27 protein-coding genes are annotated in these 25631 nt (G+C 43.7%); 9 read left to right on the top strand and 18 right to left on the bottom strand.

Translation table 11 applies throughout. From position 1 onward, the window contains the following. Window positions 1-7 precede the first annotated feature (7 nt). Together coaD and A587_RS0116110 are read left to right on the top strand one after the other, a co-directional pair. Entirely contained in the window at window positions 8-490 is a 483-nt protein-coding gene (gene coaD / locus A587_RS0116115) for a pantetheine-phosphate adenylyltransferase (RefSeq protein ID WP_010374242.1), read from the top strand. Then, window positions 487-1845, top strand: coding sequence for a capsule assembly Wzi family protein (locus tag A587_RS0116110; protein ID WP_017218425.1), 1359 nt, complete (start codon window positions 487-489; stop codon window positions 1843-1845). The genes coaD and A587_RS0116110 overlap by 4 nt, the downstream gene beginning before the upstream one ends. On the opposite strand, the gene A587_RS0116105 is transcribed toward A587_RS0116110, so the two are convergent. The 8 genes from A587_RS0116105 to argC form a co-directional block, all read right to left on the bottom strand. Continuing rightward, window positions 1817-2332: a hypothetical protein gene (locus tag A587_RS0116105; protein ID WP_010374245.1), complete on the bottom strand. Its 516-nt coding sequence runs from the start codon at window positions 2330-2332 to the stop codon at window positions 1817-1819. The genes A587_RS0116110 and A587_RS0116105 overlap by 29 nt on opposite strands. A 70-nt stretch (window positions 2333-2402) precedes the next feature. Further along, complete coding sequence (locus A587_RS0116100) at window positions 2403-2858, bottom strand: hypothetical protein (protein WP_232288080.1); 456 nt, start codon at window positions 2856-2858, stop codon at window positions 2403-2405. A gap of 66 nt (window positions 2859-2924) precedes the next feature. After that, window positions 2925-3083, bottom strand: a complete 159-nt coding sequence (locus A587_RS25205; protein WP_017218423.1) for a hypothetical protein — start codon at window positions 3081-3083, stop codon at window positions 2925-2927. 177 nt (window positions 3084-3260) lie between these two features. Beyond that, window positions 3261-5126 (bottom strand): argininosuccinate lyase, encoded by a 1866-nt coding sequence (argH, locus tag A587_RS0116090; RefSeq protein WP_017218422.1) that lies wholly within the window; start codon window positions 5124-5126, stop codon window positions 3261-3263. A gap of 14 nt (window positions 5127-5140) precedes the next feature. Beyond that, on the bottom strand, window positions 5141-6352 hold the full coding sequence (locus tag A587_RS0116085) for an argininosuccinate synthase (protein ID WP_010374248.1): 1212 nt from the start codon (window positions 6350-6352) through the stop codon (window positions 5141-5143). A gap of 11 nt (window positions 6353-6363) precedes the next feature. Next, complete coding sequence (locus tag A587_RS0116080; protein ID WP_010374249.1) at window positions 6364-7284, bottom strand: ornithine carbamoyltransferase; 921 nt, start codon at window positions 7282-7284, stop codon at window positions 6364-6366. Between the two features lie 9 nt (window positions 7285-7293). Beyond that, window positions 7294-8073 (bottom strand): acetylglutamate kinase, encoded by a 780-nt coding sequence (argB, locus tag A587_RS0116075; protein WP_017218421.1) that lies wholly within the window; start codon window positions 8071-8073, stop codon window positions 7294-7296. Then, window positions 8070-9080 carry an N-acetyl-gamma-glutamyl-phosphate reductase gene (gene argC, locus A587_RS0116070; RefSeq protein WP_026001021.1) on the bottom strand — a complete coding sequence of 337 codons (1011 nt, stop codon included), beginning with the start codon at window positions 9078-9080 and terminating at the stop codon, window positions 8070-8072. Before argC ends, argB begins: the two co-directional genes overlap by 4 nt. Window positions 9081-9256: 176 nt before the next feature. Between argC and argE the strand changes: the two genes are divergently transcribed. After that, window positions 9257-10405 carry an acetylornithine deacetylase gene (gene argE, locus A587_RS0116065; RefSeq protein ID WP_017218419.1) on the top strand — a complete coding sequence of 383 codons (1149 nt, stop codon included), beginning with the start codon at window positions 9257-9259 and terminating at the stop codon, window positions 10403-10405. Window positions 10406-10461: 56 nt separating this feature from the next. On the opposite strand, the gene A587_RS0116060 is transcribed toward argE, so the two are convergent. Beyond that, on the bottom strand, window positions 10462-12885 hold the full coding sequence (locus A587_RS0116060; protein WP_017218418.1) for a zinc-dependent metalloprotease: 2424 nt from the start codon (window positions 12883-12885) through the stop codon (window positions 10462-10464). A 154-nt stretch (window positions 12886-13039) separates the two neighbouring features. Between A587_RS0116060 and A587_RS0116055 the strand changes: the two genes are divergently transcribed. Then, on the top strand, window positions 13040-14008 hold the full coding sequence (locus A587_RS0116055; protein WP_017218417.1) for a class 1 fructose-bisphosphatase: 969 nt from the start codon (window positions 13040-13042) through the stop codon (window positions 14006-14008). A 79-nt stretch (window positions 14009-14087) separates the two neighbouring features. On the opposite strand, the gene A587_RS0116050 is transcribed toward A587_RS0116055, so the two are convergent. The 8 genes from A587_RS0116050 to A587_RS0116015 all read right to left on the bottom strand — a co-directional run bounded on the left by A587_RS0116050 (window position 14088) and on the right by A587_RS0116015 (window position 21731). Beyond that, on the bottom strand, window positions 14088-14915 hold the full coding sequence (locus tag A587_RS0116050) for a sulfurtransferase (protein WP_017218416.1): 828 nt from the start codon (window positions 14913-14915) through the stop codon (window positions 14088-14090). Between the two features lie 4 nt (window positions 14916-14919). Next, window positions 14920-15321 carry an adenylyltransferase/cytidyltransferase family protein gene (locus A587_RS0116045; protein ID WP_017218415.1) on the bottom strand — a complete coding sequence of 134 codons (402 nt, stop codon included), beginning with the start codon at window positions 15319-15321 and terminating at the stop codon, window positions 14920-14922. 231 nt (window positions 15322-15552) lie between these two features. After that, complete coding sequence (locus A587_RS0116040) at window positions 15553-16203, bottom strand: hypothetical protein (protein WP_017218414.1); 651 nt, start codon at window positions 16201-16203, stop codon at window positions 15553-15555. Window positions 16204-16313: 110 nt separating this feature from the next. Next, window positions 16314-16733, bottom strand: coding sequence for a group I truncated hemoglobin (locus A587_RS0116035; RefSeq protein ID WP_017218413.1), 420 nt, complete (start codon window positions 16731-16733; stop codon window positions 16314-16316). Continuing rightward, window positions 16734-17561: a DUF3034 family protein gene (locus A587_RS0116030; RefSeq protein WP_017218412.1), complete on the bottom strand. Its 828-nt coding sequence runs from the start codon at window positions 17559-17561 to the stop codon at window positions 16734-16736. After that, a complete protein-coding gene (locus A587_RS0116025; RefSeq protein ID WP_017218411.1) occupies window positions 17548-19884 on the bottom strand; it encodes a putative bifunctional diguanylate cyclase/phosphodiesterase in 2337 nt (778 codons plus the stop codon). Before A587_RS0116025 ends, A587_RS0116030 begins: the two co-directional genes overlap by 14 nt. Further along, entirely contained in the window at window positions 19881-20513 is a 633-nt protein-coding gene (locus A587_RS0116020; protein WP_010374271.1) for a methylamine utilization protein, read from the bottom strand. Before A587_RS0116020 ends, A587_RS0116025 begins: the two co-directional genes overlap by 4 nt. 117 nt (window positions 20514-20630) lie before the next feature. Then, the gene (locus tag A587_RS0116015; RefSeq protein ID WP_017218410.1) at window positions 20631-21731 is read right to left on the bottom strand and encodes a phosphoribosylaminoimidazolesuccinocarboxamide synthase; all 1101 of its coding nucleotides are present in this window, start codon (window positions 21729-21731) and stop codon (window positions 20631-20633) included. Window positions 21732-21919: 188 nt separating this feature from the next. Between A587_RS0116015 and A587_RS0116010 the strand changes: the two genes are divergently transcribed. The 3 genes from A587_RS0116010 (at window position 21920) to A587_RS0116000 (ending at window position 24454) form a co-directional block, all read left to right on the top strand. After that, window positions 21920-22612, top strand: coding sequence for an ABC transporter ATP-binding protein (locus A587_RS0116010; protein ID WP_017218409.1), 693 nt, complete (start codon window positions 21920-21922; stop codon window positions 22610-22612). Further along, entirely contained in the window at window positions 22606-23937 is a 1332-nt protein-coding gene (locus A587_RS0116005; RefSeq protein WP_017218408.1) for an ABC transporter permease, read from the top strand. The genes A587_RS0116010 and A587_RS0116005 overlap by 7 nt, the downstream gene beginning before the upstream one ends. Before the next feature lie 64 nt (window positions 23938-24001). Further along, on the top strand, window positions 24002-24454 hold the full coding sequence (locus A587_RS0116000) for a DUF3299 domain-containing protein (protein WP_370599249.1): 453 nt from the start codon (window positions 24002-24004) through the stop codon (window positions 24452-24454). A 99-nt stretch (window positions 24455-24553) separates the two neighbouring features. Here A587_RS0116000 and A587_RS0115995 read toward each other — a convergent pair whose 3' ends face one another. Continuing rightward, window positions 24554-24787, bottom strand: coding sequence for a hypothetical protein (locus A587_RS0115995; protein ID WP_017218407.1), 234 nt, complete (start codon window positions 24785-24787; stop codon window positions 24554-24556). Window positions 24788-25063: 276 nt separating this feature from the next. Here A587_RS0115995 and A587_RS0115990 point away from each other — a divergent pair, with 276 nt between their 5' ends. Both A587_RS0115990 and A587_RS25200 read left to right on the top strand, forming a co-directional pair. Then, entirely contained in the window at window positions 25064-25360 is a 297-nt protein-coding gene (locus A587_RS0115990) for a helix-turn-helix domain-containing protein (protein ID WP_017218406.1), read from the top strand. A gap of 45 nt (window positions 25361-25405) precedes the next feature. Beyond that, entirely contained in the window at window positions 25406-25579 is a 174-nt protein-coding gene (locus A587_RS25200) for a hypothetical protein (RefSeq protein ID WP_017218405.1), read from the top strand. The last annotated feature ends 52 nt before the right edge of the window (window positions 25580-25631 follow it).

Raw genomic sequence — 25631 nt, 5'->3', positions numbered from 1 at the left:
TACGCTTATGAAAGTCATCGCCCTCTACCCTGGCACATTTGATCCTCTCACTAATGGACATGAAGACTTAATCAAACGTGCAGCAAAAATGTTTGATACCGTGATCTTGGCAATTGCCCATAACCCAAATAAACAGCCTTGTTTCTCACTAGAGCAACGTGTTGCTTTGGCTGAAGAAATTTTAAAGTCACATAAAAATGTAAAGGTGATTGGGTTTTCAGGATTACTCGTTGATTTAGCAAAAGAGCAAAAAGCCAACGTGCTGATCCGCGGCATTCGCGCGGTGTCTGACTTTGACTATGAGTTCCAGCTGGCCAATATGAATCGTCGTTTACATCCTGATTTGGAAAGCGTATTTTTAACGCCATCTGAAAAGAATTCATTTATCTCGTCAACTTTAGTAAAAGAAGTTGCGCTTCATAAAGGCAATGTCAGTGAATTTGTTCACCCGCTGGTTGCCAAAGCTTTAGAGGAAAAACTACACGGATGAAAAAGTGCCTATTATCCCTAGCCGTATTGGTTGGTACTTATGCGCACGCTTCACCTTGGATAGAGGTGTCGCAAAGTGAGCTTAAACACAGCATAGATTTACTGGTTGCAGAAGGCGTGATAAATCGTCCAGTTAATCAATATCCTCTGCTGTGGAGCGGCATTGTTAATGACCTTGCCGCTATTGATGACAGAAATCTCTCTGAAACCGCAAGCTTTGCATTGGCACATTTACGCCATGCACTAAAACAAGCAAAAAGAGAAAGATACAGTAGTGTAAAAGCACATTTTAACGGTGCTGAAGAGCGCTCAACAGGCTTTGGTGAACGTCAAAATGAACGTTCTGGCTTACGTACTTATGGCGTTATTACTGGCGGTGCAGTTAGCGCTAAAGTTGCGGTTAACTACGCAGATGAAGGCCAAGATGGAAAATACGTTAATCACCACGGCAGCCACCTTGCAGTGCTGTTTGGTAATTGGTCTCTCAGCGCTGAGCGACTCAGTTACTGGTGGGGACCGAGCAACGAAAATGCGCTAATGCTTTCAAACAACGCAGCGCCAATGAAGGCGGTTCGTTTGAGTCGTGCCAATAACAACTACATTGGACCGAGCTTTCTCTCTTTCGTTGGTCCTTGGCAAGTGACGGCCATTATGGCAAAACAACGCCCGAATATAGCCAGTAAAAAGGATGGCGATTTTTGGGGGTTTAGAGCGGCCGTTTTTCCAATTCAAGGGCTAGAACTTGGCTTTAGTACAACATCTAGCGACTTTGTTTATCAACAACAAAACCTTGAAAGCGAAAAGCAAACACAACGCCTCACCAGCGTTGACTTCAAATATTCCACTCGGATAGCTAATCAACCGCTTGCTTTATACGGTGAGTTTGCAGGCAATAACGACAGTGGTGCATTACCAAGCAATCCAATGTACACCCTAGGTATTGAAAGTTATTGGGGTGGTAAAGATTATCGTCTTAAAAGCTTTATTGAATACTCAGATACAAGCATTGATTGTAAAGACGAGCTAAAGCTCGCGCTTTGCCCAAGAGATAATACCGTGGATTCAGCGAACTATCGTGAACGCGACCTCTGGCTTGGAGCAAGCTCGGGATTGGACGCTAAAAACCTCACTTTCGCGTTAGATTACTTCAGCACAGATGGTATTGGTGCTTATGCCAAACTAAAACGAGTTGAATTTGACACACTAGATGTTGAACGAAACCAGCTTGAGCTCGGTTACCAACAAGGTGTGTTTGGCGCGCTTGCTAAAATTGGCGTAAAAGCATGGCAAGATAAGTCTCAGGAAGAAGACGAAAGCCACGCAGCACTTACGTTGAGCGTGGAATATCAGTTTTAACGAGCGGCCATCGCCGCTCTTTTATTATGGCGTATAATCCAAGAAAGTCCTTAGGAATAAGCAAAACGACAATTAAAAGCCAATCGGTTATATACATTCCGATAGTGTATAACCAGTAAACCCAATCACGATACTCTTTATCCACTCGGTGATTAGTAATAATATCCTCATGTATAATTAAAGCAAAAAGAAGTGAGTTTACAGTTAAAAAACCTATCGTATAGAACTTCACTACTTTTGTCAGTCGATACTCTGGAAACTTAAATAGCTTTACTAACAAAAGTATTGTAGAAATATCTAAGAATAAAAATATAAAGTAAATTGAAAGATCATAGAACCCCGCTGTACCAGTTAACCAGCCTTTTGACTCACAAAAATAAAATGTAGGTATTGTGAGAAAATATGAACCTGCGAGGAGAAATGAAATGCCACTGAGCTGCTTAAATTTAGGGTTTTTAGTCGCTCGAACAAAGTTAAAGAGTGCCACAAAAAGTAGAATCCATGAGTGCAAACTACTAAGAAACAAGTAAAACAAATAGTGAAAATCGACCACAACTTCAAGCTACCCTAGCTTTCACCTTACTTATAGCCCATTTAATACCTAACCAATCTTTATTGACTAATAGAGAAGTAACCATAATAAAGTCCACAGAAATCACTATATATGAGTACAAATACCATAATAACCAGCGCGTTACATTTTCATAAATATATGTATCAATATACATAAAGAAGAACATAACAGTATTAACAGTCAAACCTATCATGGTATATAAAACGCCGACCTCAAGCTTTTCATCTTTAAAAAAAGTATAAGTGACAAGAAAAAGAGCTAACAAAGTAAAGAGATCAAACAAAGCAAATATTCCGTGAATAGCTGTGTTGTAGCTATCAGAAACAATGATAAAATCACTTACAAAGTAGGAGGTAAATAACAGGATAGAAGCGACGAGTAGCTGTAAATTTTTCTGGACTTTTAGTATATAAAAAAATAAATGTAGTAATGAAGCCATCAAGAAGCCCCATATTACAAGGGCTCCTATACTCATACCAAAAAAATCATAAATTAACATTAATCATTAGTGCGGATCTTTAGACCCAGGTGGAGTAATTACACTTCCACGTGCGCCAGATACCATCTCAAGTTTACTTCCAGATTGAATTACCTTATCAGAAAGCGACTTTACTTGACCAGTTGTTTTAGCTTGATTTTTTCTCGCTAGGATTGTTCTTATCATGAAATTTCCCTCAATACTTACAAATTAGTCTTAACTCTAAAAGTGAGTCATCTAAAAATTATCGGGATTAATTAAGCACAGGGTATGCCAATATTCATTGAGACAAACTCAATCGGTTGATTTACATACAGAAAGAGCACTTACTAGCGCTCTTTCTGATTCTATAAAAGCTTAGTGTTAAGCCACAAATTTACATGGAATACTTAAGCTAGATGTTTGTTTTATAATGAAATCCATCGCAATTTCATCACAGTTATCTTTACGCAAGCACAGCTCACAGTCTTTCATCACTTTTTCAGGCAAGCTATCTTTGGTACAGTTGTTAAAACCTTGTTTCATAAAGAAGCCAGGCACTCTAGTTAGCACAATAATACGATTGAGTGCCAATTTTTTGGCTTTCACCAGTAAATGCTCGACTAAAAGTTGCCCTTGTCCCTTTATTTCGCTTTCGGGATTTACACCCAAAGAGCGAATTTCAGCAAGCCCTGTGTCGTAAATATACAAAGATGCACACCCGGTCACTTTGCCATCGACCTCAGTCACCGCAAACTCATTGATACTATGGATCATGTCACTTTTCGCTCGCGGTAGGTTCTCACCTACTTTAGCCCAGTATTGGATCAGCCCAGCAATGGCTTCAACATCATCTAAATTAGCATCACGTACTAAGATTTTTTGCTTTTTTTTTGCCGTTTTAATAGCACTAGTGACTTGTGGCAATGAGGTGCCGCCTAATGCTTTACGAGCGGCAATACAAGCGTCAATTTCGAGTACAGGGTAGACATCCTCTGCAATTACTGCGCTGACTTGCTGGAATTCCTCTAAGCTCAGATCTTCGAGGTTTTGCCCCTTACTAATAGCCAACTGCACTAATTCACCGACGATGTGGTGGCCTTCCCGAAACGGAATTCCCTTAGCAACGAGATAATCCGCAAGCTCAGTTGCATTGGCGTGACCACCTTTTGCCGCCGCTAACGTTTTATCACCATTAACCTTAATGCCTTTAACACATGCTTCTGCCATATGAATACACGCAAGCCAAGTTGGCATGGCATCAAATAGGCCTTCTTTGTCTTCCTGCATGTCTTTGTTATAGGCCAAAGGCAAAGCTTTAAGCGTCATCATCATGCCGCTAAAGGCACCAAAAACTCGGCCCGTTTTGCCGCGGATCAGCTCTAAGGCGTCAGGGTTCTTTTTCTGTGGCATCAAGGATGAGCCGGACGTCACGCTGTCGGCCAGATCAATAAATCCAGATTCACCAGAATTGTAAAAGATCAAATCTTCAGCAAAACGAGATAAATGCATCATTGAAATAGACGCACAACTGAGTAGCTCAACCACAAAGTCACGATCAGAGACCGCATCTAAACTATTACGAGAGGCCTCTCTAAAGCCAAGGTTAACGGCCAACACTTCACGGTCGATAGGATAAGCAGTCCCCGCTAGTGCACCTGAGCCAAGTGGGCACACATTTAACCTTTCAAGCGCATCATTTAAGCGCGACTCATCACGCTCAATCATCTCAACGTAAGCCATACACCAATGGCTAAAGAGTACAGGCTGTGCACGCTGTAAATGGGTGTAGCCTGGTAAAATAGTACCAAGCTCCTGCTCTGCAAGTGTAACCAAAGCTTGCTTGAGTGAACTCAGTGCCACAAGCAGTTGCTGCGCAGTTTTACGACTCCACAGTCTAAAATCAGTGGCTACTTGGTCGTTACGGCTTCGACCTGTGTGCAGCTTTTTACCTAAATCACCCACTTTGTCGATAAGTTTAGCTTCAACATAAGAATGAATATCCTCATGTCCCGCAGTTGCTACACTACGCGGATCAGCAATCACTTCATCCAAAAGCTGTTTCAGCGCAGCGATGATCTGCTGATGTTCGCTTTCAGTTAATACTTCTACTTGCTTTAGCGCACCCGCCCAAGCGATAGAGCCAACAATATCTTGCTCTGCCAATTGATAATCAAATGGCAGAGAATCATTAAATTGCTTAAATGCCTCATCAGGACCTGATGAAAAACGGCCGCCCCATAATGCCATCTCGCCCTCCTACCTTAAGACTGCTTTTGCTTGTTTAACGCCGCTATCCGGCTAGATAGTGAGAATAGACGAATGAATCCCTCCGCATGAGATTGGTCATATACGTCATCTTCACCAAATGTGGCAAAATCTTCGCTGTATAAGCTATTGATTGATTGCTTTTGCACTGCATGTACGTGGCCTTTATAAAGCTTAAGTACCACCTCGCCAGTTGCTTGCTGTGCGAATGACTCTGCAGCAGCTAGAATTGAATCTTTTAGTGGGGTAAACCAGCGACCATCATAAACTAAGTGTGCAAACTCTTCGCTAAGCGCGGTTTTCCATTTACGACAAGATTTGTCTAAGATCAGCTCATCAATCGCTTGTAACGCAGCCATCATCACAGTGCCTCCCGGTGTTTCATAACAGCCACGAGATTTCATGCCGACGAGACGGTTTTCAACGATATCCACACGACCAACACCGTGCGGCGCTGCAATCTCGTTTAACTTAACTAGACACTGATAAGGACTGTAACGCTCACCGTTAACACCGGTGATTTCACCCTTTTCGATTAATACCGACACATATTCAGGCTGATCCGGTGCGGCTTCTGGAGAATTAGTCATGGTCCAAACCTGATCGCTTGGCTCATTCCATGGGTCTTCCAATTCACCACCTTCGTGAGAAATATGCCAAGCATTGGCATCACGACTGTAGATTTTAGTAGCAGAGGCTGCACAAGGGATATTACGCTCAGCCAGATAGTCGAGCAGTGATTCACGGCTCGATAGTGACCATTCACGCCATGGTGCAATCACTTTAAGGTCAGGCGCAAGCGCTGAGAAGCAAGATTCAAAACGCACCTGATCGTTCCCCTTGCCTGTACAACCATGAGAAAGTGCATCCGCGCCAACTTTACGGGCGATTTCTACTTGTGCTTTGGCGATAATAGGACGCGCCATTGAAGTACCCAGTAAATATGTCCCTTCATAGATAGCACCAGTTTTTAGGGTTGGGTAAATATAGTCGCTAACCATTTCTTCTTTTAAGTCGACGATATAGCACTCAGAGGCACCCGATGCGATTGCCTTTTCTTCAACCCCAACCAGTTCTTCTTCACCCTGACCTACATCGGCAACAAAGGCGACAACTTCACAACCGTAGTTCTCTTTTAACCATGGCACAATCGCTGATGTGTCTAATCCACCAGAGTAAGCCAGTACCACTTTTTTAATCTTGCTCATGTTCTTTAACCTCAAACGTAATCTTTGTTTAACAGCGATACCAGCAATGCGTTTTGGGCATGCATGCGGTTTTCAGCTTGTTGAATAATTTTTGACTTTGGCCCGTCCATCACTTCGGAAGTAATTTCAAACTCACGATGTGCTGGCTGGCAGTGCAAAATGGTTTGTGCGCCACACGCTTCAACCAATTGTTGGTTGATTTGATATGGCATAAAGGTGTCTTTCACCTGTTCAATTGGCGTTTTATTCCCCATCGAAACCCAAGTATCAGCGTAGAGCACATTGGCGCCAGCCGCCGCTTCTACCCGATCACTGACCAGAACTGAGGCACCATTTACCGCTGCAATTTGTTCAGCTTGCTTTACAATTTGTGCATCTGGAGAATGACCTTTAGGACAAACCGCCACAAAATCAGTACCTAATGTTGCCGCAAGCAACATCAATGAATGTGTTACGTTGTTGCCTTCACCGAGATAAGCGATTTTGATCTGACTGACATCGTCGTAAGTTTCAAATAAGGTGAGAAAATCAGCCAACGCTTGGCAAGGGTGATATAAATCACATAGGCTATTCACAACTGGCACAGACGAAAACTCAGCGAGCGTCTCAAGCGTACTATGATGATTTACACGAGCCACAAGGCCATCGGCCCAAGTCGAAATATTAAGCGCAAAATCTTTTACGGATTCACGCGCCCCCATTGCGCCATTTTGCTGATCTAAATACACAGCATGGCCGCCTAATTTGTGGATACCGATATCAAACGATAGCCGCGTTCTTAAGCTCGGCTTTTCGAATAACGTGACAATCGACTTGCCAGCTAAGGCTTGGTTATATTCTTGCGGTTGATTTTTAATATTTTTTGCAAGCTTTAATAAGTTTAAAACGTTAGTTTGGTCTAATTCCAAACCAGTTAAAAAATGTTTAGTCATGATGTTTTCCTACGGCAGAATTTGTGTACCTACGTGCTCACCATTGAGCAACGCAATTAAATTTTCTGGCTTTTGCCAGCTAGAGATGTACACCCCTCGTCGTAAGTGTTGGGCAGCGTGAAGACTGGTCTTAACTTTGACCTCCATCCCGCCCAGAATGACCTTTTGCGCGATTAACGTTGAAATCTGTTCCGCGTTAAGTTGATTTAATGGCTGTTTATCGCCATCAAGTACCGCCTCAACGTCAGTCATAAAAATAAGTTCTGCACCAAGTTTACTGGCGATAGCAGCTGCTGCTTCATCGGCATTCACGTTGTATAAATGGCCGTCAGCGCCAATACCTACTGAACTAACAACAGGCAACCTATCAAACTCCAACACTGTTTCAAGCATGCCACCTTCACTCGCTTCACAGCTACCCACACGGCCAAGCGCTTTTAGTTTTTGAGTTGTGGTAAACCCTGCATCATATAAGCACAGCCCAACGGGCTTGAGCGTGGCGGTAATGGCGTCCGCCATCAGTTGCTTGTTAGCACAGCCTGCAAGTGCACCAACAATATAGGGCATTTGCTCTTGCGGACTGATCCGCAGTCCTTGATGTTTTGCAGTAGCAAAACCGGCATCGGTCAGCCACTTATCAACCAGCGCCCCGCCACCATGAACAATCACAAACTGCTTGTGTGGTGCATCCTGTTGAATTTGCTTGATAGCTGAAAACAATGCTTGCGCTGCACCCTCTTGATTCAACACCGCGCCACCTAGTTTTATCACCCAAGTTTGTTTGCTCATGCTGATACTCCTAAACCTTGATAATGCTCAAGTCCCGCCGCCAAGTTCATACACTGTAATGCTTGGCCTGCAGCCCCTTTAAGCAAGTTATCAATCGCGACAACCACGATCAGTTGATTGCCCTTTTGCTGCCAACCAATATCCACAAAAGGTTGATTTTCAACGGCTTTGATTGATGGAAGTTGACTCCCCTTTAACCTGATCAGCGGCTCATTGGCAAGCACCTGGTAAGCGGCATCGACTTGATTTAGCGTGACATTTTCTTTCAGAGTGACGTAGATCGTTTCCAAGATACCACGCTTAAAATTCCCTAAATGCGGCGTAAACAACACTGGGTGTTCAAGGTATTTTTCTATTTCTGGACTATGCCTGTGCGTAAACAAACCGTATGGTGCAAGAGATACTTCGCAAAAATGTGTGGCGACATTCGCTTTTCTACCTGCGCCAGTAACACCAGAAACAGCATTGATGATAACTGGCTGCTCTGTTATCAGATCAGCTTGTTGTAATGGCTTAAGTGCATTGAGTGCCGCAGTCGGATAGCAGCCCGCGACCGCCACTAACTTTGCCGTTTTAATAGCATCGCCATACCATTCAGCTAACCCGTATTGCGCTTGCGCTAACCAGTCTTGATGTGGGTGAGAAAAACCGTAGTAAGTTTCGTAGTCTTCATTGCTAGATAAACGGTAACCTCCAGATAGGTCAAAAACCCGTTTGCCCATCTGTAAAAATACCGGTGCAAGTTCTACGCTAACCTTGTGATCCGTGCATAAACACACATAATCAGACGATTGCTCTATCAACGAAAAAGCTTGCTCATTTAAGGGTTGCAGCTCAATATCTAGCAAGCCCGAATATTCTGGATATAAATCGCTGATGAATTTGTGTTTGTCTAAGCTTTGCTCAGATACAAAGCAATGCGCAAGTGTGAAGGCAGGATGCTTGGCAACCAGCTTAGCAAGCTCAGTGCCACTGTAGCCGCTCGCTCCGATTATAGATACTTTCAACATAGTGTTCTCAAGATTAAAAAAGTTTGATTTGGATTGGTTCTGCTAGTTGTTGAAGTCAAATCGTCGCATTGCTGTTCCAAAATATATTTATGCTAAAAAAGTGAATTGATATTCACTCTAAACATCTTTATATTTTTATGCAAGAACTTTGAATAAGTATTTTAGGAATTTTTATGAAATTGCCCGCTTTTATGGAAATGTATCAGCAACTGATCGCCGCGCCATCTATCAGTGCATTAGAAGAAAGTCTCAACATGAGCAATCAGAATGTGATCCATCTACTCGCGCAGTGGTGCGAAACGTTAGGGTTTACCGTTGAAGTAACAGAGCTTGAACATGCAAAAGGAAAATATAATCTAATTGCAAGGCGAGGTAGTGGCGATGGTGGGTTAATGTTGGCCGGCCATACGGATACCGTTCCCTTCGACGATAGCCGCTGGCAATTCGATCCTTTTAAATTAAGCGAGCAAGATAATAAATTATATGGTCTTGGAAGTATTGATATGAAAGGCTTTTTTGCTTTCGTATTGAATGCAATCTCAGAGCTTGATGAATTACAGCAAAATGCTCCTATCATGATTTTAGCCACCGCCGATGAAGAAACCACTATGGCTGGAGCTCAGGAAATCGCAAAACATCCAAGCTTGAAGCCGGCGCGCTGCGTTATTGGTGAACCCACCGATATGGTGCCAGTATTTACCCACAAAGGCCATATGACGACCGCCATCCGCATCGTTGGTCGCTCAGGTCATAGCTCAGATCCAGAGCGCGGCTTAAATGCCATTGAAATCATGCATCAGGTGATTGCAAATTTATTAAAGTTAAGAGAAGAATTAAAGAATAAATATTCAACGCCACATTTTGCTATTCCTTACCCAACTTTAAACCTTGGGCACATTCATGGTGGCGACAATGCCAACCGTATTTGTGGCTGTTGTGAACTACATATTGATATGCGCCCTTTGCCTGGTCTGAGCATCAAAGAATTACAAGCCATGCTCACGGCAGCTGTAGCACCCATCAATACACATTATCCGAATAGTGTCTCGGTTATAGATATGCACGAACCCATTCCGGCTTTTACCGGCTCAACGGATTCTGCTTTGGTGAAAATGGCTGAGCGCCTGTCAGGACAACAAGCAATTGCTGTAAACTATTGTACCGAAGCACCATTTCTACAGCAGCTAGGTTGCGAAACTATCGTTATGGGACCGGGTTCGATTAATCAAGCACACCAACCCAACGAGTTTTTAGCAATGGAAAAAATCCAGCCAAGTCAGGATATTATTAAGCAGCTAATAAGAGAAAGTTGCTTTGCTTAATTATAACTAAAAAGGGCGCTCCCTCGAGCGCCCTTTTTTCAGCTTTGCTTTAAAGACTAGATTGGTGAGCCAGGCGGCATTTCAAGCGCCTTAAAGCTTTCAGGCCACTCTCCTGAATCTAGATAGTGATTAATTTGCTGTGCGAGCATATGTTTAAACGCTTGCTCAAAAGCAACATCGCTAAATACCGACGACTGATTAAAGTCTTTCGCAACTTTTGCTAAATAAAACTTTAACTGCGCCTGCACTTCAGGTGCGACTTTATCGTTGTGACTCAGTTTTACAAGCTGAGTTGCACTTAGGTATTGCACTCGTTGCTGTAGCTTTTGAGCCATACCTTTGCTGCCTGACTGGGCAAATACCTGCTGATATAAAGCCTCTAAAAGTGCCTGTGTACCAAAATATTGAGTATCACGTGCATGCTGCTGTGCAAGGCGGTTTAATCGTTGTGGATTAAGCAGCAAGTCAAGGCTATGCTGTGCGGCGACTTCTGGTAATGCCATCGCATCTAGGGTTAGTCCAGTTCGACCTTTAATACTTTCGCGAGTTTTGTACTCACCGTAAGCCTTAGGAGGTATTAACGCCAAAATAGAGTCAGGAATAGTCAACGCCGCAGGCGACAGCGTACTCAAAAGCGCATGGGCCGCATTTTGCTGCGCCTCTTTAGCCACGACTTTCGCGCCTTTTATCACCTCATCACCGCGAACTTCATAGTCGTAATCCACGCCGCCAATCAATTTTACTGCGGCTTCAACCTGATAACGATGGAAAAGATACAGTGGTACCAGTTTCTCCTCTAGCTGCGACAGAGCAACTCCTTTTTGAATGCTGTGAATACCAAAGTTATTCAACGCCTGCTTGCGCACATCCAACACACGCAGTAATTCGGCAGCAGGATCCGCACCGTTATCCCAAAGGTGCGCCGTTGGGTGTGCTCCGCCCTGCGCTCTTGCATCAGAGTCAGAGATAAATTCAAGCCCCTGCGCCTTATTCTCAGCAAGAATAGCTGCAAGCTCAGTGGCTTCATCAGCACCACCGAAATCACTGTAACCATATTTAATCACTTGCGTATCCCACGCGCCCATGCCTTTTGCGTAGCCCTTAGTGATATCCAGTTGGCCATTTTCAAATCCTACCAGCGGATGAGGATAGTCCATGACTGACGCGCGATCCTTTACCGACGCTGAGAAGTTGTGTGCAATGCCCAACGTGTGGCCAATTTCATGTGCACTCAACTGACGAATACGGTCTAGCGCCATAGCATGAAGTCGCTCAGTCACCTCATTACCCTCAACAAACGGCGCAGAAAGTGCCTCGGCGATAAGAATATCTTGACGGACACGCAACGAACCTAACGTCACGTGACCTTTTAAAATTTCACCGCTACGAGGGTCAATCACCGACGCGCCGTATGACCACCCACGAGTAGCACGATGAACCCACTGGATCACGTTATAGCGAATATCCATAGGATCGGCATTATCAGGAAGTACTTTGACTTGAAACGCATTTTTGTAGCCAGCAGCTTCAAATGCTTGATCCCACCATTTAGCACCATCAAGTAATGCAGTTTTGACCGGCTCAGGTACGCCAGGATCAAGATAGTAAACAATTGGCTCTACGGCCTCCGAGACTTGTGCAGTTGGGTCTTTTTTCTGTAAACGGTGGCGTGGGATATAACGCACAAACATTGACTGTCCAAGCGGCGCTGAGTAGTCCTTATGCTCGATACTCCAATAACCCGATTGCGGATGAAATGCACGTGGCTGGTAGTTATCGTCAGGCAGCTCAATTAAAGAATGGTGCTGATGTACTGTAAGCGCATAAGGATCTGCACTCACCTGACGTACATATTCACCTGGCTTTGTCCCTTTGAAAGTCAATACGGCTTCAAGTTCTGTGTTTTTAACAAATGCCTTTGAACGCGACATAAACACAGCACTGCGGCTTGAGTCTAAGCTAAAACTACCTTGATTACGATTTGCCAACGTGCGAGAAACACCATGCACATCGCTGAGTAGATAAGGCGTGTAGTCAACCAATACACTGTCTTTATCTTCTGCGACCACGTTGAACCCATGTAGAATGCTTGAAGCAAAAGCCTCTTTAACGCTTTGCTTTTCGGCCATATTATTCGCACTTGCGCGATAATACGTGTTGATAGCACGCAGCATGACCTTATCACCAAAACGTTCAAACTGAACTAAGTGCGTACCGCCTAGCTGCCCGCGGTCTAAGCCGATATCATTGGAACCTACACCATAAGGTAAACTATGCTGTAATAAGAAGGGGGCGTCTAGTTTGTCGATGTCTAAGTACAGTTTGCCGCTCGAATCATCGCTATAGAACGCGTAAAAACCGGGATGATGATTAAAACTGGCAGTAAATTCATCAATAGACTTAATTGCTGCGTGTGCTTGGGTTATCATACACAGTAGCAAAGCGGATACAGTTTGAGTGAAGCACGTTATTTTTCTCATGGCTGCTCTTTGTTATTTATGGTTTTGAGGCTGAACCCCAGTTGTATATGAAATCGTATACAATTTACAGTCTTTCAAGACGAATTACAGCGCTGTTTATGGCACCTCTCACACTATTTATTGCCATAAACACAAGGTGATCAGGATTTAAAAAATGCGTAGACTCCCTCCGGTGTTAATTGAAGATGGTTGTTCTCGTGAGTTGGTTTCTCTAATCCGAACCATTCTCGCGGCATGTAAAGAAATATCGTTCCGTGTTGGCCAAGGTGCACTTTCAGGTGTATTAGGTTCAACCTTAGATGAGAACATTCAAGGTGAAACGCAAAAGAAGCTCGATGTACTTTCAAATCAACTATTGAAAGATATTTTGCTTGAATCTGGCTATGTCAAAGCTATCGCTTCTGAAGAAGAAGATTACACCGTCGCCGGCAATCCAAAAGCGAACTATATTGTCGCTTTCGATCCGTTAGATGGTTCATCCAATACCGACATTAATTCACTAGTTGGTACTATCTTCTCTATAATGGAAGCCCCTGAAGGCTCAGATCCTAGCGATCCTGCTATTTTTATGCAGCCGGGTCATAAACAAGTAGCAGCGGGCTATGTGTTATATGGCCCATCAACCATGTTAGCGCTATCAACAGGCAAGGGAACTCGCTTGTTTACGCTGGACAAAACTCACGGTAGCTTCCTACTCACGCAAGACTTTGCAGCCATTCCAGAAGACACCAAAGAGTTTGCCATTAACGCTTCAAACCAACGCCACTGGACCCCAGCAATGCAAAACTACATTGCCGATCTACTTGAAGGTGAAACCGGACCGCGTGGTAAAAACTTCAATATGCGCTGGATAGCGGCAATGGTTGGCGATGTTCACCGCGTATTATGCCGTGGCGGGCTATTCACTTATCCAGAAGATCGCAAAGATCCCAACAAGCCATTTAAACTTCGCCTACTTTACGAAGCCAATCCAATGGCGATGCTTATCGAACAAGCTGGCGGTATTGCCCACACTGGTCGTGAACGCATTTTGGATATTCAACCTGAAGAAATACATCAACGCGTTGGTGTTATCTTAGGTTCAAAGCGCGAAGTTGAAGCGTGCCTTGCTTATCATAAGTGATCTATTTTGAAGCGAGAAAATAGCTCGCTTCACAAGTGAAAAAGGTGCCATTGGCACCTTTTTCATATTAAATAGTGGATTAATTTGTTTCAACGGGCACATCGGGATCAGCGCCCCATTCACTCCACGAGCCGTCATATACCGTCAAATCTTTATAACCTAGCTCGTCAGCCACCAGCACTAAAATACAAGCTGTAACACCTGAGCCACAAGAGAATATCAGAGGCTTAGTTTTGTCCTTTGATAAGTCGCTATATAACACTTCAAGCTGAGTGAGTGGTTTAAAGCAACCATCGGCATTTAACAAACTCGTGTATGGCAGGTTTTTACTTTTAGGCACATGACCGCTGCGCATATCTGCACGAGGTTCTTGCTCTTCACCAGTAAAGCGCTTTGCACCTCTAGCATCGAATAGGCAACTCAGTTCAGCGTCAATATTACTAAGCACAGCCGCTTTATCAACAAATGCTGTTTCATCATATGCAGCGACAAAGTTTCCTGCTTGTTGGACTTGCGCGTACGCTTGACTCAAAGGGTATTGTTTTTCACACCAAGCAGGTAATCCGCCGTCCAGTACATACACTTGTTTATGACCCATCATTTTGAGCATATACCAAGCTCTGGCAGCGCTAAATATGCCCTTATCATCGTAAGCGACTAACACATCATGTTGGTTGATACCAAGCTGTCGCATTTCTGCTTGAAATTGAGCTGGACTGCAGCACATATTGGGTGATGTAGCATGGGGATTAGCTAGCGCACCGCTAATATCAAAACGCAGCGCGCCTTGAATGATTGCAGGGGCGTTATAAGGGCCTGACTGCCCCGGTTTCACAATGCCAGCATCCAATACTTTCACTTTGCCAAGATTTGCAAAGAGCCATTCCCTATCTACCACATGCTTCATGCTATTACTTTCCTTCGGGTCTGCGTACGACCTCTATTATTTCCGTTGTTGAAATTGATGGGGTGCGCTCCAAGTAAACCACATCACAGATATCTTTATATATATCGAACTTGTCTTTCCAATCATCACCCATCACCAGAATATCGGCATCAAAGTCTTTGATATATTGCGCTTTTAGCTCCAGAGATTCTTCCACAAACACCTCATCTACAAATCGCAATGAGCTAATGATTTTTAGGCGATCTGCTATTGAGTATATTGGATTTCTACCTTTTTTCGAAAAGTTAAGTTCATCCGACGAGATCCCCACAATGAGATAATCACCCAGTACTTTCGCTCGCTCTAAAATATTGACATGACCAACGTGGAACACATCAAAGGTTCCAAATGTGATAACTTTTTTCAACTTGGCTCTCTTCATTCGTTAATAAGTTTATGTGTAAACACTATATGAAGTATCAACAGCGCCTTCTAATCTTATGAACTATAAGTACCGAAGGTAGAATGTGATTGTAGCATTCATTGATTTTCTTACAACGATATGACGCTTTTGGGCGTTTACTTGATTGGCTTTTAAAGAAGTGTGAAACGTTATAACCAAGTCACTTCTGCGAAACAACTTGGTTATACGGTGTTTTTAGTACTGTCTGACTTCTAGGTTTACTTCAAAACCATCAAAGTCATAAGCGTCATTATCTGTCGCTAAATCAGTCCAGCCACCACCATTGGAAGCCCATGGAGTGAACGTCGAGTTCCCAACTTCTCGCCCACCCCTATCAGATACTCGCAAGCCGATACGAAAATCGCTTAAAGAGCGGCTACTGTTCCAAACTCTGGTTTCGATGCGAATGCGAAAAGCATCAGGGTCGAATCGGTCTGTATCAAATGCCATACCAGACCAACCACCACCTTCACTCGCCCAAGGAGTGTATTGCCAGTATCCAAAATCACCTCGGCCGCCTCGGTCTGCAGCTTGGATAGCTAATCGGAAATCACGGTTTGTCGGGATCTGGTTAAGTACAGATAAGTGTAAACGTAATGCATCGGGGTCATATGCATCTCGATCAACAGCCCAATCAGACTGAACATTAGAACCTGCAGAAAGATACTTAGTATACTCTACAGCACCAGGGTCTCTGCCACGATCATCTAGAGCTTGTAGTCCTATACGGAAATCGTAATTCGAACCTGTACCAGCTAAATTAACAGTTGAATCAATTTGCTCTGCCGCAAAAGTAGATATGCTAACGCCCAGTGAGCATATAAGCATGATAGATTTAAACTTCATGTAAAACTCCTTTTATATATAAATGTGTAGTACCAATTTGATACCTAGGAATTTTACGACTCAAAGTATGATAATTTAATGTAAATAAAGTTAAAAAGTGTAGATGTTGATTATAATTTGATTATCTCACTTCGCATCGGTGCTAAGCGGGCCAGAACTTGATTTTGTACAGAGTGAGCAATCCCAGCCTCATTCATTGCGTTGATCAAGAGATCAACCACTCGATTAAAGTCAGACTCACTAATAGCCATGCCGGTGTGGATCTGCACCATGCTATCACCTTCATAATCACAAGGGCCATCTAAGGTATCGCACAGATGAGTGATAAACCCTTCACGAAAGTGCCTAACATTGGACTCTCTAAAATACGGTAAAATAACGTCATCATTGCCAATCTGTTTAATAAACGCGTCTACTAGCTTTTCTGCGCCGGCGTTGCCCCCTATTTGCTCATATAGGGAGGTCTGTGGAGTTGAAGCACTACACGCCACGAGGAAAAGCAAGATTGCCGTTAGTGATAGCCATTTCATTTAAAAATACCCCGTAACAGATAGATACCAACCCGTTTGAGAAGGCTGCCCTGCGATTTTGCCAAGGTCTAGCCATGCCGCCGTCACACTCACTGACTTATTCGGGATCCAAGCGACAAAAACATCTTTCCAATCTGATTCACCAAGTCCAAGGTTGTTGGATTTTTGGCGATATTCTGCACCGACAGCCCAATGCCTAGATAAAAACACTGCACTGCTAGCTTCTAGTTGCCAAGGCGCACTGTCGTTAGCTCCACCATAACCTAGTATGCCAAGTTGATTAGCCCGAGAATGTCTCATCGTAATATTCCAGAACCAGTTATAACCGCCTACAGCGCCCAAATGCAGTTTGCTTGCAGCTAAGTAATAATCCGTTCCTGAGTCGTCTTCAGCGCCGAGCAAATTGGCAACCGTAGCATCATCCAAAGACTTATGTTGAATACCAAAGCTCAATTGTGGATATTTACTGTAGACGATATCGCCATATAGCCGCACCTTGGCACCGACAATATCTTGCTCAATATCAAGATTAAGCGCATCCACATCGAAGCTTTGTCGAGCGAAACTTAACTCTACGCGGTTGAATAAGTTGGCTTGAACGCCACACACATCGAGCTGGTAGTCTTTCAGGCTAGCTCGGCTACAAAACCCGCTCGCCGCCCATTCATCTTCCGAAGCATATCCTGCAAGCTGCGCCCACGGCACAATGCCACCACCTGCACTACCCTCAACCTGTGACACCCCGGGAGTCGCTAGTAACTTTCCTGTTGCGGCGTAAGTTGGTCCGCACACTATTAAGCACACGGTAAAAACATTAGCCCACTTCATTATACCTCCCCAACCACAGGTCAAAGTCTGCGGCTTTGAGTGGCTTACTTAGATAGTAACCTTGTGCATAATCACACTGCATTGACTCAAGTAGCTCAAGCGATGCTTTGTCTTCAACGCCTTCCGCGACCACGCTAAAACCAAGTTGGTGACCAAGCGTGATGGTGGAGCGCACAATAAACTGGTCTTTTTCCGATTGAGCGAGCTTTAAAATAAATACCTTGTCGAGCTTCAGCTCATCAATAGGCAACATTTTTAATCGACCAAGGGAAGTTTGACCCACACCATAATCATCAAGCGAGACCTGCACGCCAAGCTGTTTGAGCGCTTGAAGAACCGCAATGCCTTTTTCCTCATTCTCAATCATGTCTCGCTCAGTAAGCTCTATGGTGATCAACTCAGGTTTGACGTTATATGTATCTAGTAGCGTCTTAAGATGAGACAAGAAGTTTTTATCTGCGATGTCTTGTGCCGATACATTAATAGCCGCCTTGATGCGTTCACCTTGGCGTACCCAATTAGCAACTTGTGACACCACAGTCTTTACTACCCACTGAGTTAACTCAACAATCAAACCTGATTGCTCGGCAAGATCGATAAATAGTTCGGGCGACACCCATTCGCCATTTTTACGTTGCCAACGAATGAGAGACTCAACCTTATCGATACGATTGGTTTTCATATTTAGCTTTGGTTGATAGGTCATAAAAAGCTGACCATCATCGTTGGCAATAGCGTGTTTTAGTTCATCAATAATTTGCAGGCGCTCTAGGTGGGCTTCATCTTCACCTGATTGGTAGTAGTAAACATCATGACCATCGTGCGCTGCAGTATCAACTGCGATCAAAGCCCGGCGAACAACATCCTCGGGAGTATGCGCTTGTTTGGGGTAATGCACTACGCCGATACTAAAGTGAAGCGAAATATCTAATCCCTGCACAGTGTAGGGCTTGCTCAGGCCTTGATTTAGCATCTCAGCACATTCAACAATACCAAGCACAGCACTTTGCGGATCGGCACACGCACTCGCTGGATGTGCAACTAAAAACTCATCACCACCAAGCCTAACATTCAATCCGCCTTCTGCTGTATTGATCTCCGCTATCCGTTTCGCCACGGCTTTAATGCAATCATCTCCTACCCGAGGGCCGAGCTTGTCATTGATATGGCGTAATCCCTTTATGTCTATGGCAATAAAGTAATACTCTGCACCACTGCTGAGCATACTATGTAGTTTATCCAAAGCCGCATTACGATTAAAAAATCCAGTTAAATGGTCATGACTGGCTTGAAAGCGGATCTGCTCTTCACGCTGTTGAATGTCTTCGCCCATATCATTAAAAGCGTCAACGAGCTGGCAAATTTCTTGGGTAGGTCGAGCCTCTTCTAGCTTGGCTGAGTAATCCCCTTTAGCAAAGCGTTTTGCCAACTCAGTAAGCTTACTAAGCGGTGTCGTAAGATTCTTGGCAACAATACCACTGGTGATAAAACCAATAAGGATAGTACCTAGGGAGAGTAAAATAATGGTCAACACCATTTTATCGAATTCTTGATACTGAGTAGTTAAATCCGCACTGAGTACCAAACTCACCGGGTTACTTGCAAGAGAAGGTAAACTCACCTCTGCACTTTCATATACCGGATATTGGTTAAGCCACCGTGTCGTTTTTTGCGCCGCTAAGAAAGTAAATAAATCACCACCAAGTGCAAGAGTAGTCAGCGAACTTGCTTTTAGGTTATCAGCGGCACCAACAAAGCTCGTTTCCATTCCTGTCAGCTCTTTGAGCTCTAGCGCCACAGCAGATCCAACCTCAAAGCCAATAATTGAGTATGCAATCGTTCTAGGTGCGCGCACAGGCAAAATAATCACTTGATACAACTGCCCACTAAGCACCACAAAAGCTGAGTGGTCGGTATGGCTTTGCAACGCTTGCATCCAAGTTCTGGTATCGCTCGGGAAGTCGAGTCCTTCTCTGTTTGCGGAGATCAGGTCGCCTTTCACATCCAGCAGCAGCATTAAGTCGGCATCAATACGGCGAGAGTGATTAAGCAACACACTACTGATGGTTTGTGCGTCTCTTGTCGCGACCGCCTGTTTAAAGCCAAAATCAGCGGTCAGTACAGTCGCCGCGGTAACCAATAGCTGCTCTCGCGCTTTTAAATATTGTTGATAAACATTTTGTGCCACTTGAATTTTTCTTTGCACTTGCGCTTCATTGAATTTACTTGTGGACCACCAAAAACTTGCCAAGCTCATCCCCGCCGTGACAAGGATAAGCAAAATACAGAGACTAATTATTTTATTTTTAAAGCTGTTATTCATTCATGTTGTCCAAAGCGCTCGCCAAAGGTATTACGCGGCGCTGGATAAGTTGTTTTTATTGTTACGGACATTGGCGCCGTTGTGTTCACTATTTGTACGGTTTGCCGACTATCTATGTCATTATCTTGATAAGGATGCCATACCGTTACTTGTTTTGTAGAATTCGGCAAAGTCACCAATCCATTCGCATCAGATACCAATACTTGCTTGTCATCTGCAATGTAAATATAGCCCACCATAGAGTCGTGAATGTTACAACCTAACACCACTACACCAGCGTTTTCAAACTTAAGCGGTTGATTTGGCGTGCCAGCGTATAGCTTTAGCTCAAAAGGTTTTACCGCAGAAAACGAATAAACGTGATGACGGATATCATCGCTATTGGGAAAATTAACCAATTGTCCTTTTTGGATGGTAAGAATGAAAGGAACAAACTGTTTATTGATTTGATCCATAACCGCCACTGCTTTTGCTGCTGACTCGACAGGCTCGTCCGTCAATTCAACAACGGCATGCTGCAAGGGCTTGCCGCTGCCATCTAGCACTGTTAATTGCCCGGCATTTGCGCAGTTTGAATCTAAAAGGAATAAAAAACAAAAACTTAGTAGGAGTAGAACAGACGTTCGCATATCTGACTCTATTTTTTTGCAACAATTAGGTTAAGTAAAAGAGACCTTGCAATGAAAAGCAAGTGAATTGAGGAAATTGCCCTAATAAACTTGTCTATCAGGGCAATTGAAAAATAATTAATCTATTAAACCGTACTGCTTATCAAGAATATCAATAACTTCTTGGCGAGGATCAGCAGGGATCGTTAGTTCACGACCAACGATTTTACTTGCGATCCCAACGTAAGTTTCGCTTACCGACATCATCACAGCTTCTGGCAAAAGATAATCGCGAGCAAGCGCTTCTCGCTCAGGCATGCGATCTTTATTAAGCAGCACATCGCTATCTGGTACATTGTTTATCAATAGCTGGCGGAAACCTTCTTTTGAGTTTTCAACGATCTTACCATCGCGATAAGCAGGGCCATCCCAAATACGTGACGAGTCAGGCGTACCCACTTCATCAATGTAAATTAGGCGCTCTTGGCCGTCTTTATCTTCAACGTAACCAAACTCAAATTTAGTATCAACAAAGATCTGATCAAGCTTCTCAAGCTCTTTACTGATCAGGGCAAAGCCCTCGGTTAGCAACTGCTCGTACTTATCCACATCTGCCGCAGATTTAAAGTTGAACGCCGCAAGGTTATCTTCGATGTTTTTACGAGAGATATTTACGTCATCCACTTCTGGTACGTCTGCTAAACCTTTGATGATCCCTTTGGTTGATGGTGTGATTAAGACATTATCTAGTTTTTGATTGGCCTCTAAACCTTCTGGTAATTGCAAGCCACAAAACTCCCTTACGCCCTTTGCGTAATCGCGCCACATACTGCCGGTAATATATTGACGCGCAATCGCTTCAACTCTTACCGTACTGGCTTTACGCACAATCCAAACATAAGGATGTGGAATATCAACAATGTGATTACCTGCAAGGCCAGCTTTATCAAAAAGTGAAAACCAATGTGAAGCAACGCTGTTAAGCGCAATACCCTTACCAGGTACACCGTTAAGACCATTTTCACCTTGCCAAATACAATCAAACGCTGAAATACGGTCTGAAATGACCATAATTGCCAGCTCTGTACCAACCGGGACTTGATAGCCTTTTTCTTCAATTAAACGTGCACTGTCGGCGTCGGTTAACCAATAAACTGAACGTACTTTACCACTGTGAACCGCACCTTTAGTGCGAATTGGAAGATCGTCATTAACGTCTAAAACTTTGTAGCTACTCATTGTTACTCCAATGACAGGATGCGCCTTGCTAAAGGGCACAAAATAATGAGGGGGTTAGGGTCGCTATAATAGTCGAGCTGAACAAAAATCACAATTTAACTTACACGCTTGTTGTTGAGCTTAACTTAGTTTTGCTTTAGTCATTCTTGTTATACCATCACAACATTATTTGCCAGCGTTGAGGCGTTATGCTTACGATATCTCAATTACAGTTTACATGGCCTAAGTCGAGCACCCCGGTGCTAACCATACCTAAGCTACATATCGCCCGAGGTGAACACGTGTTTTTACATGGTCCAAGCGGCAGCGGTAAATCGACTTTGCTAGGGCTTATTGCCGGCACCTTAGATTGCCAGCAGGGAGTAGTTGAAATAGCAGGTACAAACGCGAGCGCACTGAGCCGTGGCCAACGAGATAAGTTTAGAGCCGACCATATAGGTACTATTTTTCAGAACTTTAATTTGTTGCCCTATTTGTCGCCCATTGAAAACGTTACCCTTGGCTGCGAATTTTCCAAAAAGCGCAGGCAAAACATTTCCTCACAGAATAAATCTCTTGAGCAGGAAGCCAAGATTCTGCTCTCTGATCTTGGTATAGACGAGCACACTCAGCAGCGCAGTGTCGCGGAGTTAAGTATTGGCCAACAGCAGCGCGTAGCCGCCGCTCGCGCATTTATTGGCAGGCCCGAAATCATTATTGCCGATGAGCCAACCTCAGCCCTCGACGCCGACAGCCGTGATGGTTTTATTAAATTACTATTTAGCCAAGCCGCGGTTTACAGTGCATCTATTCTCTTTGTCAGTCACGATAAAAGCTTAGCGCCGTTATTTGATAGGCAAGTAAGCTTGCCTGATTTACAACAAGGAGCGCCGCTATGCTAATCAAACTTGCGTGGAAAAGTACGCTAAACCGAAAAGCCAGCGTTGCCCTAACTCTAGTGACCATTGCAATTAGTGTCATGTTACTGCTGTCGGTTGAGCGTGTACGCCAAGACGCAAAATCCAGCTTCGCGAACACGATTTCTGGTACTGACTTGATTGTCGGCGCACGTACTGGTGATATTCAGCTTTTGCTTTCAAGCGTATTTAGAATTGGTCACGCCAATAATGCCGTACAATGGCAAAGTTACGAGTACATCAAGGCACAACGCGGCGTTGCTTGGAGCATTCCCATTAGTTTAGGCGATAGCCACAAAGGCTTTGCTGTGCTGGGCACAGATGCAAGTTACTTCAGTCATTATCAATACGCTAAAAAACAGCATCTCACCTTTGCCGCTGGTCGACCATTTCACAATGGCCAAGAAGTGGTGCTTGGGGCTATGGTCGCAAAAAAGCTGGGTTATCAGCTAGGGCAAAAAATCGTCATTTCTCATGGCATGGGCAATACCAGTTTCCATCATCATGATGACAATCCGCTGGTTATTTCTGGCATTTTGGCAGCCACAGGAACGCCCGTAGATAAAACACTACATGTGCCGTTAAGTGCCATCGAGAGCATGCATAGCTCAGGCCACAGCAAGCCGTCTCGAATGGTTGCACGAAAACAGGATGCAACGCGCCATGAGCATGAGCATGAGCATGAGCATGACAATAAAAACAATAGCGATCTACTTCACAACCTCGACTCTAAGCCCGGTGATTTAATCGGTTCAACAACACAAATTACTGCATTTTTACTTGGTTTTGACTCGCCACTTTATACCTTACAAGTGCGCAGAAATATTAATCAATATAAAGGTGAGCCTTTACTGGCAATAATGCCGGGGGTGACATTGAGGGAATTGTGGGAAATGCTAGATATTGTCGAAAAAATCTTGCTTCTCATTACCCTTGCTGTGGTGTTGATAAGCTTGCTTGGCATGTTAACCTCATTGCTCGCCACATTGAATCAAAGACGCCGAGAACTCGCTATCCTGCGCTCCGTTGGTGCGCGGCCTTGGCATATTTTTACGCTTCTCATTAGCGAAGCGATTTTTATCACCGTGTTAGGATGTGCTTTCGGTGTAGCGCTTTTTTATGCCTTGCTCATTGCTGCTCAATCCGGCCTACAAAGTCAATTTGGCGTAGTCCTCAGTATCTCAGCGCTCTCAACCTATGAACTCACGCTACTAAGCGTTATTATAGGTGCAGGTACTTTGATCGGCGCCATTCCTGCCGCCCGTGCTTATTTTTACTCGCTTGCCGATGGCATGCAAATTAAAACCTAAGAGGATCAAGATGCAGTTAACCGCACGAACTCACGTTTTTTACTTCATTGCATTCATCACTGCGATGGTATTCAGTGGTATCGCAAATGCGGCACCACCTAAAGAGATATTCTGGGAAGATTTAATTCCAAAAGGGCATGTCCAGATCAGCAATCAAGACGCAGCAAGCCATGATGGCGCCGAACAAAATTGGGTGCAACCTGATTTAGATGCCCCAGTCGTCAAAGAGTTAGATGGTCAACTAGTCAGCTTACCCGGCTTTGTTGTACCACTTGAAGGTGACAGTGAAGTGATCACCGAATTTTTGTTGGTTCCCTACTTTGGCGCTTGTATTCACGTGCCGCCGCCGCCGCCGAACCAAATCGTTCATGTCAAAATCAAAGGTGGTGTTCCGATTGAGAGCCTGTATGATGCAATCACAGTCAGTGGCACGATTAAGGTTTCTACTTGGAAGGGCGACATCGCGCAAACAGGTTATATGATGGAAGCCAAAGGCGTCGCGCCATTTGAGCTCTAAAAGCCATGTAAATCAATAAAAAAGAGTGCCAATACTTAATCGAGCTTGATTGGCACTCTTACCACTGCAAAACATACAATTTTATTTCTGCTATTTGCCCTACTCAGTGGTAGGAACACTGGCATACACCAGTTCGATGAGATTATTCATGGTTCGCGACTTTTGCATATACGCCTTTTCCATATACGCCAGCTCCTGGAGCTCAAATAAGGTACTCTCTACAAGAGAAAACCACTTAGCAGTCGTCTCAGCTATCTCAACCTCTCCGCGACTCGATTTTTTATGTGCTTCATAGAGAATATTTAAGTCGTTATATTGACGTAGATAATCCATATCACCCTCAGTAAATTGTTACCCTTGCTTGCATTTCACACTACAGTAACAAAAGCCTCGCTAAAAAATCTTGTCGAACCAATTTTTCTATTAAAATGATGAAAATAAAGTGAAAAGTATACGTATATTCTCAAGCGATATATCCATAATTGACTAATTTAATTTCCTCTTGCAGAAACATTTTTATTGATTACAATTACAAGTTAACAAAGATTACACATAAAAATAACTTAGATAGAGTGAACATACTCTCCCATACAAGAAAGGATTAAATTGGTGGGCAATCCCAATTTTAAATATAACGGTGACGACCTTAGAAGAATGCGCCTTGCAGCCCAAAAAACCACGCAGCAAATGGCCGACCTTGTTGGTATTACTCGCCAAACATACGAAAACTATGAAAATGGTGTAAGCCGTATACCTTGGGATCACTTTCAAGTTTGGTGTAAATACTGTGATATTGACCTTTCTCCCATTATTAAACAGTTTCAAGCGCTACGGAGCTTAATTAGTGATACACAATTAAGACGCAAAAGCCCGACCTCTCCTGATGCAAAGAAAATGGAAGAGTAAGTAGTCATGTTTTCAGTTGATTTGAGCTGCAAAAGGATAAAAATAATGAAATTTTTAATGCAAAAAAGACTTCAGAAGGTAATAAAAATCAAAAAGTTACCAATATACAGTGCAAAGTCCATTAAAGGTGGCAGCCTAGGAGTAGTTAAACATGACCCTCGAACTTCCTCTATGGCTTTTCATGGCGGAACAGTAGTAGATCCAAAACTAGGCACATAAGCTACTTCAGCTTTACAAAATATTCTCAATAGGTGAGTTTCAGAGTACAGTA

It is taken from the genome of Pseudoalteromonas sp. NJ631 (assembly GCF_000276645.1).
Classification (GTDB): domain Bacteria; phylum Pseudomonadota; class Gammaproteobacteria; order Enterobacterales; family Alteromonadaceae; genus Pseudoalteromonas; species Pseudoalteromonas piscicida.
The sequence above is the reverse complement of the archived record's forward strand: the minus strand, read 5'-3'. Positions and strand labels throughout refer to the sequence as shown.

Excerpts from the sequence above, each read along its gene's own strand:
- coaD (WP_010374242.1), top strand. The coding sequence starts at position 8 with ATGAAAGTCATCGCCCTCTACCCTGGCACATTTGATCCTCTCACTAAT.
- A587_RS0116110 (WP_017218425.1), top strand. The coding sequence starts at position 487 with ATGAAAAAGTGCCTATTATCCCTAGCCGTATTGGTTGGTACTTATGCG.
- A587_RS0116100 (WP_232288080.1), bottom strand. The coding sequence starts at position 2,858 with ATGGCTTCATTACTACATTTATTTTTTTATATACTAAAAGTCCAGAAA.
- A587_RS25205 (WP_017218423.1), bottom strand. The coding sequence starts at position 3,083 with ATGATAAGAACAATCCTAGCGAGAAAAAATCAAGCTAAAACAACTGGT.
- argH (WP_017218422.1), bottom strand. The coding sequence starts at position 5,126 with ATGGCATTATGGGGCGGCCGTTTTTCATCAGGTCCTGATGAGGCATTT.
- A587_RS0116085 (WP_010374248.1), bottom strand. The coding sequence starts at position 6,352 with ATGAGCAAGATTAAAAAAGTGGTACTGGCTTACTCTGGTGGATTAGAC.
- A587_RS0116080 (WP_010374249.1), bottom strand. The coding sequence starts at position 7,284 with ATGACTAAACATTTTTTAACTGGTTTGGAATTAGACCAAACTAACGTT.
- argB (WP_017218421.1), bottom strand. The coding sequence starts at position 8,073 with ATGAGCAAACAAACTTGGGTGATAAAACTAGGTGGCGCGGTGTTGAAT.
- argE (WP_017218419.1), top strand. The coding sequence starts at position 9,257 with ATGAAATTGCCCGCTTTTATGGAAATGTATCAGCAACTGATCGCCGCG.
- A587_RS0116060 (WP_017218418.1), bottom strand. The coding sequence starts at position 12,885 with ATGAGAAAAATAACGTGCTTCACTCAAACTGTATCCGCTTTGCTACTG.
- A587_RS0116055 (WP_017218417.1), top strand. The coding sequence starts at position 13,040 with ATGCGTAGACTCCCTCCGGTGTTAATTGAAGATGGTTGTTCTCGTGAG.
- A587_RS0116050 (WP_017218416.1), bottom strand. The coding sequence starts at position 14,915 with ATGAAGCATGTGGTAGATAGGGAATGGCTCTTTGCAAATCTTGGCAAA.
- A587_RS0116040 (WP_017218414.1), bottom strand. The coding sequence starts at position 16,203 with ATGAAGTTTAAATCTATCATGCTTATATGCTCACTGGGCGTTAGCATA.
- A587_RS0116035 (WP_017218413.1), bottom strand. The coding sequence starts at position 16,733 with ATGAAATGGCTATCACTAACGGCAATCTTGCTTTTCCTCGTGGCGTGT.
- A587_RS0116030 (WP_017218412.1), bottom strand. The coding sequence starts at position 17,561 with ATGAAGTGGGCTAATGTTTTTACCGTGTGCTTAATAGTGTGCGGACCA.
- A587_RS0116025 (WP_017218411.1), bottom strand. The coding sequence starts at position 19,884 with ATGAATAACAGCTTTAAAAATAAAATAATTAGTCTCTGTATTTTGCTT.
- A587_RS0116020 (WP_010374271.1), bottom strand. The coding sequence starts at position 20,513 with ATGCGAACGTCTGTTCTACTCCTACTAAGTTTTTGTTTTTTATTCCTT.
- A587_RS0116015 (WP_017218410.1), bottom strand. The coding sequence starts at position 21,731 with ATGAGTAGCTACAAAGTTTTAGACGTTAATGACGATCTTCCAATTCGC.
- A587_RS0116010 (WP_017218409.1), top strand. The coding sequence starts at position 21,920 with ATGCTTACGATATCTCAATTACAGTTTACATGGCCTAAGTCGAGCACC.
- A587_RS0116005 (WP_017218408.1), top strand. The coding sequence starts at position 22,606 with ATGCTAATCAAACTTGCGTGGAAAAGTACGCTAAACCGAAAAGCCAGC.
- A587_RS0116000 (WP_370599249.1), top strand. The coding sequence starts at position 24,002 with ATGGTATTCAGTGGTATCGCAAATGCGGCACCACCTAAAGAGATATTC.
- A587_RS0115995 (WP_017218407.1), bottom strand. The coding sequence starts at position 24,787 with ATGGATTATCTACGTCAATATAACGACTTAAATATTCTCTATGAAGCA.
- A587_RS25200 (WP_017218405.1), top strand. The coding sequence starts at position 25,406 with ATGAAATTTTTAATGCAAAAAAGACTTCAGAAGGTAATAAAAATCAAA.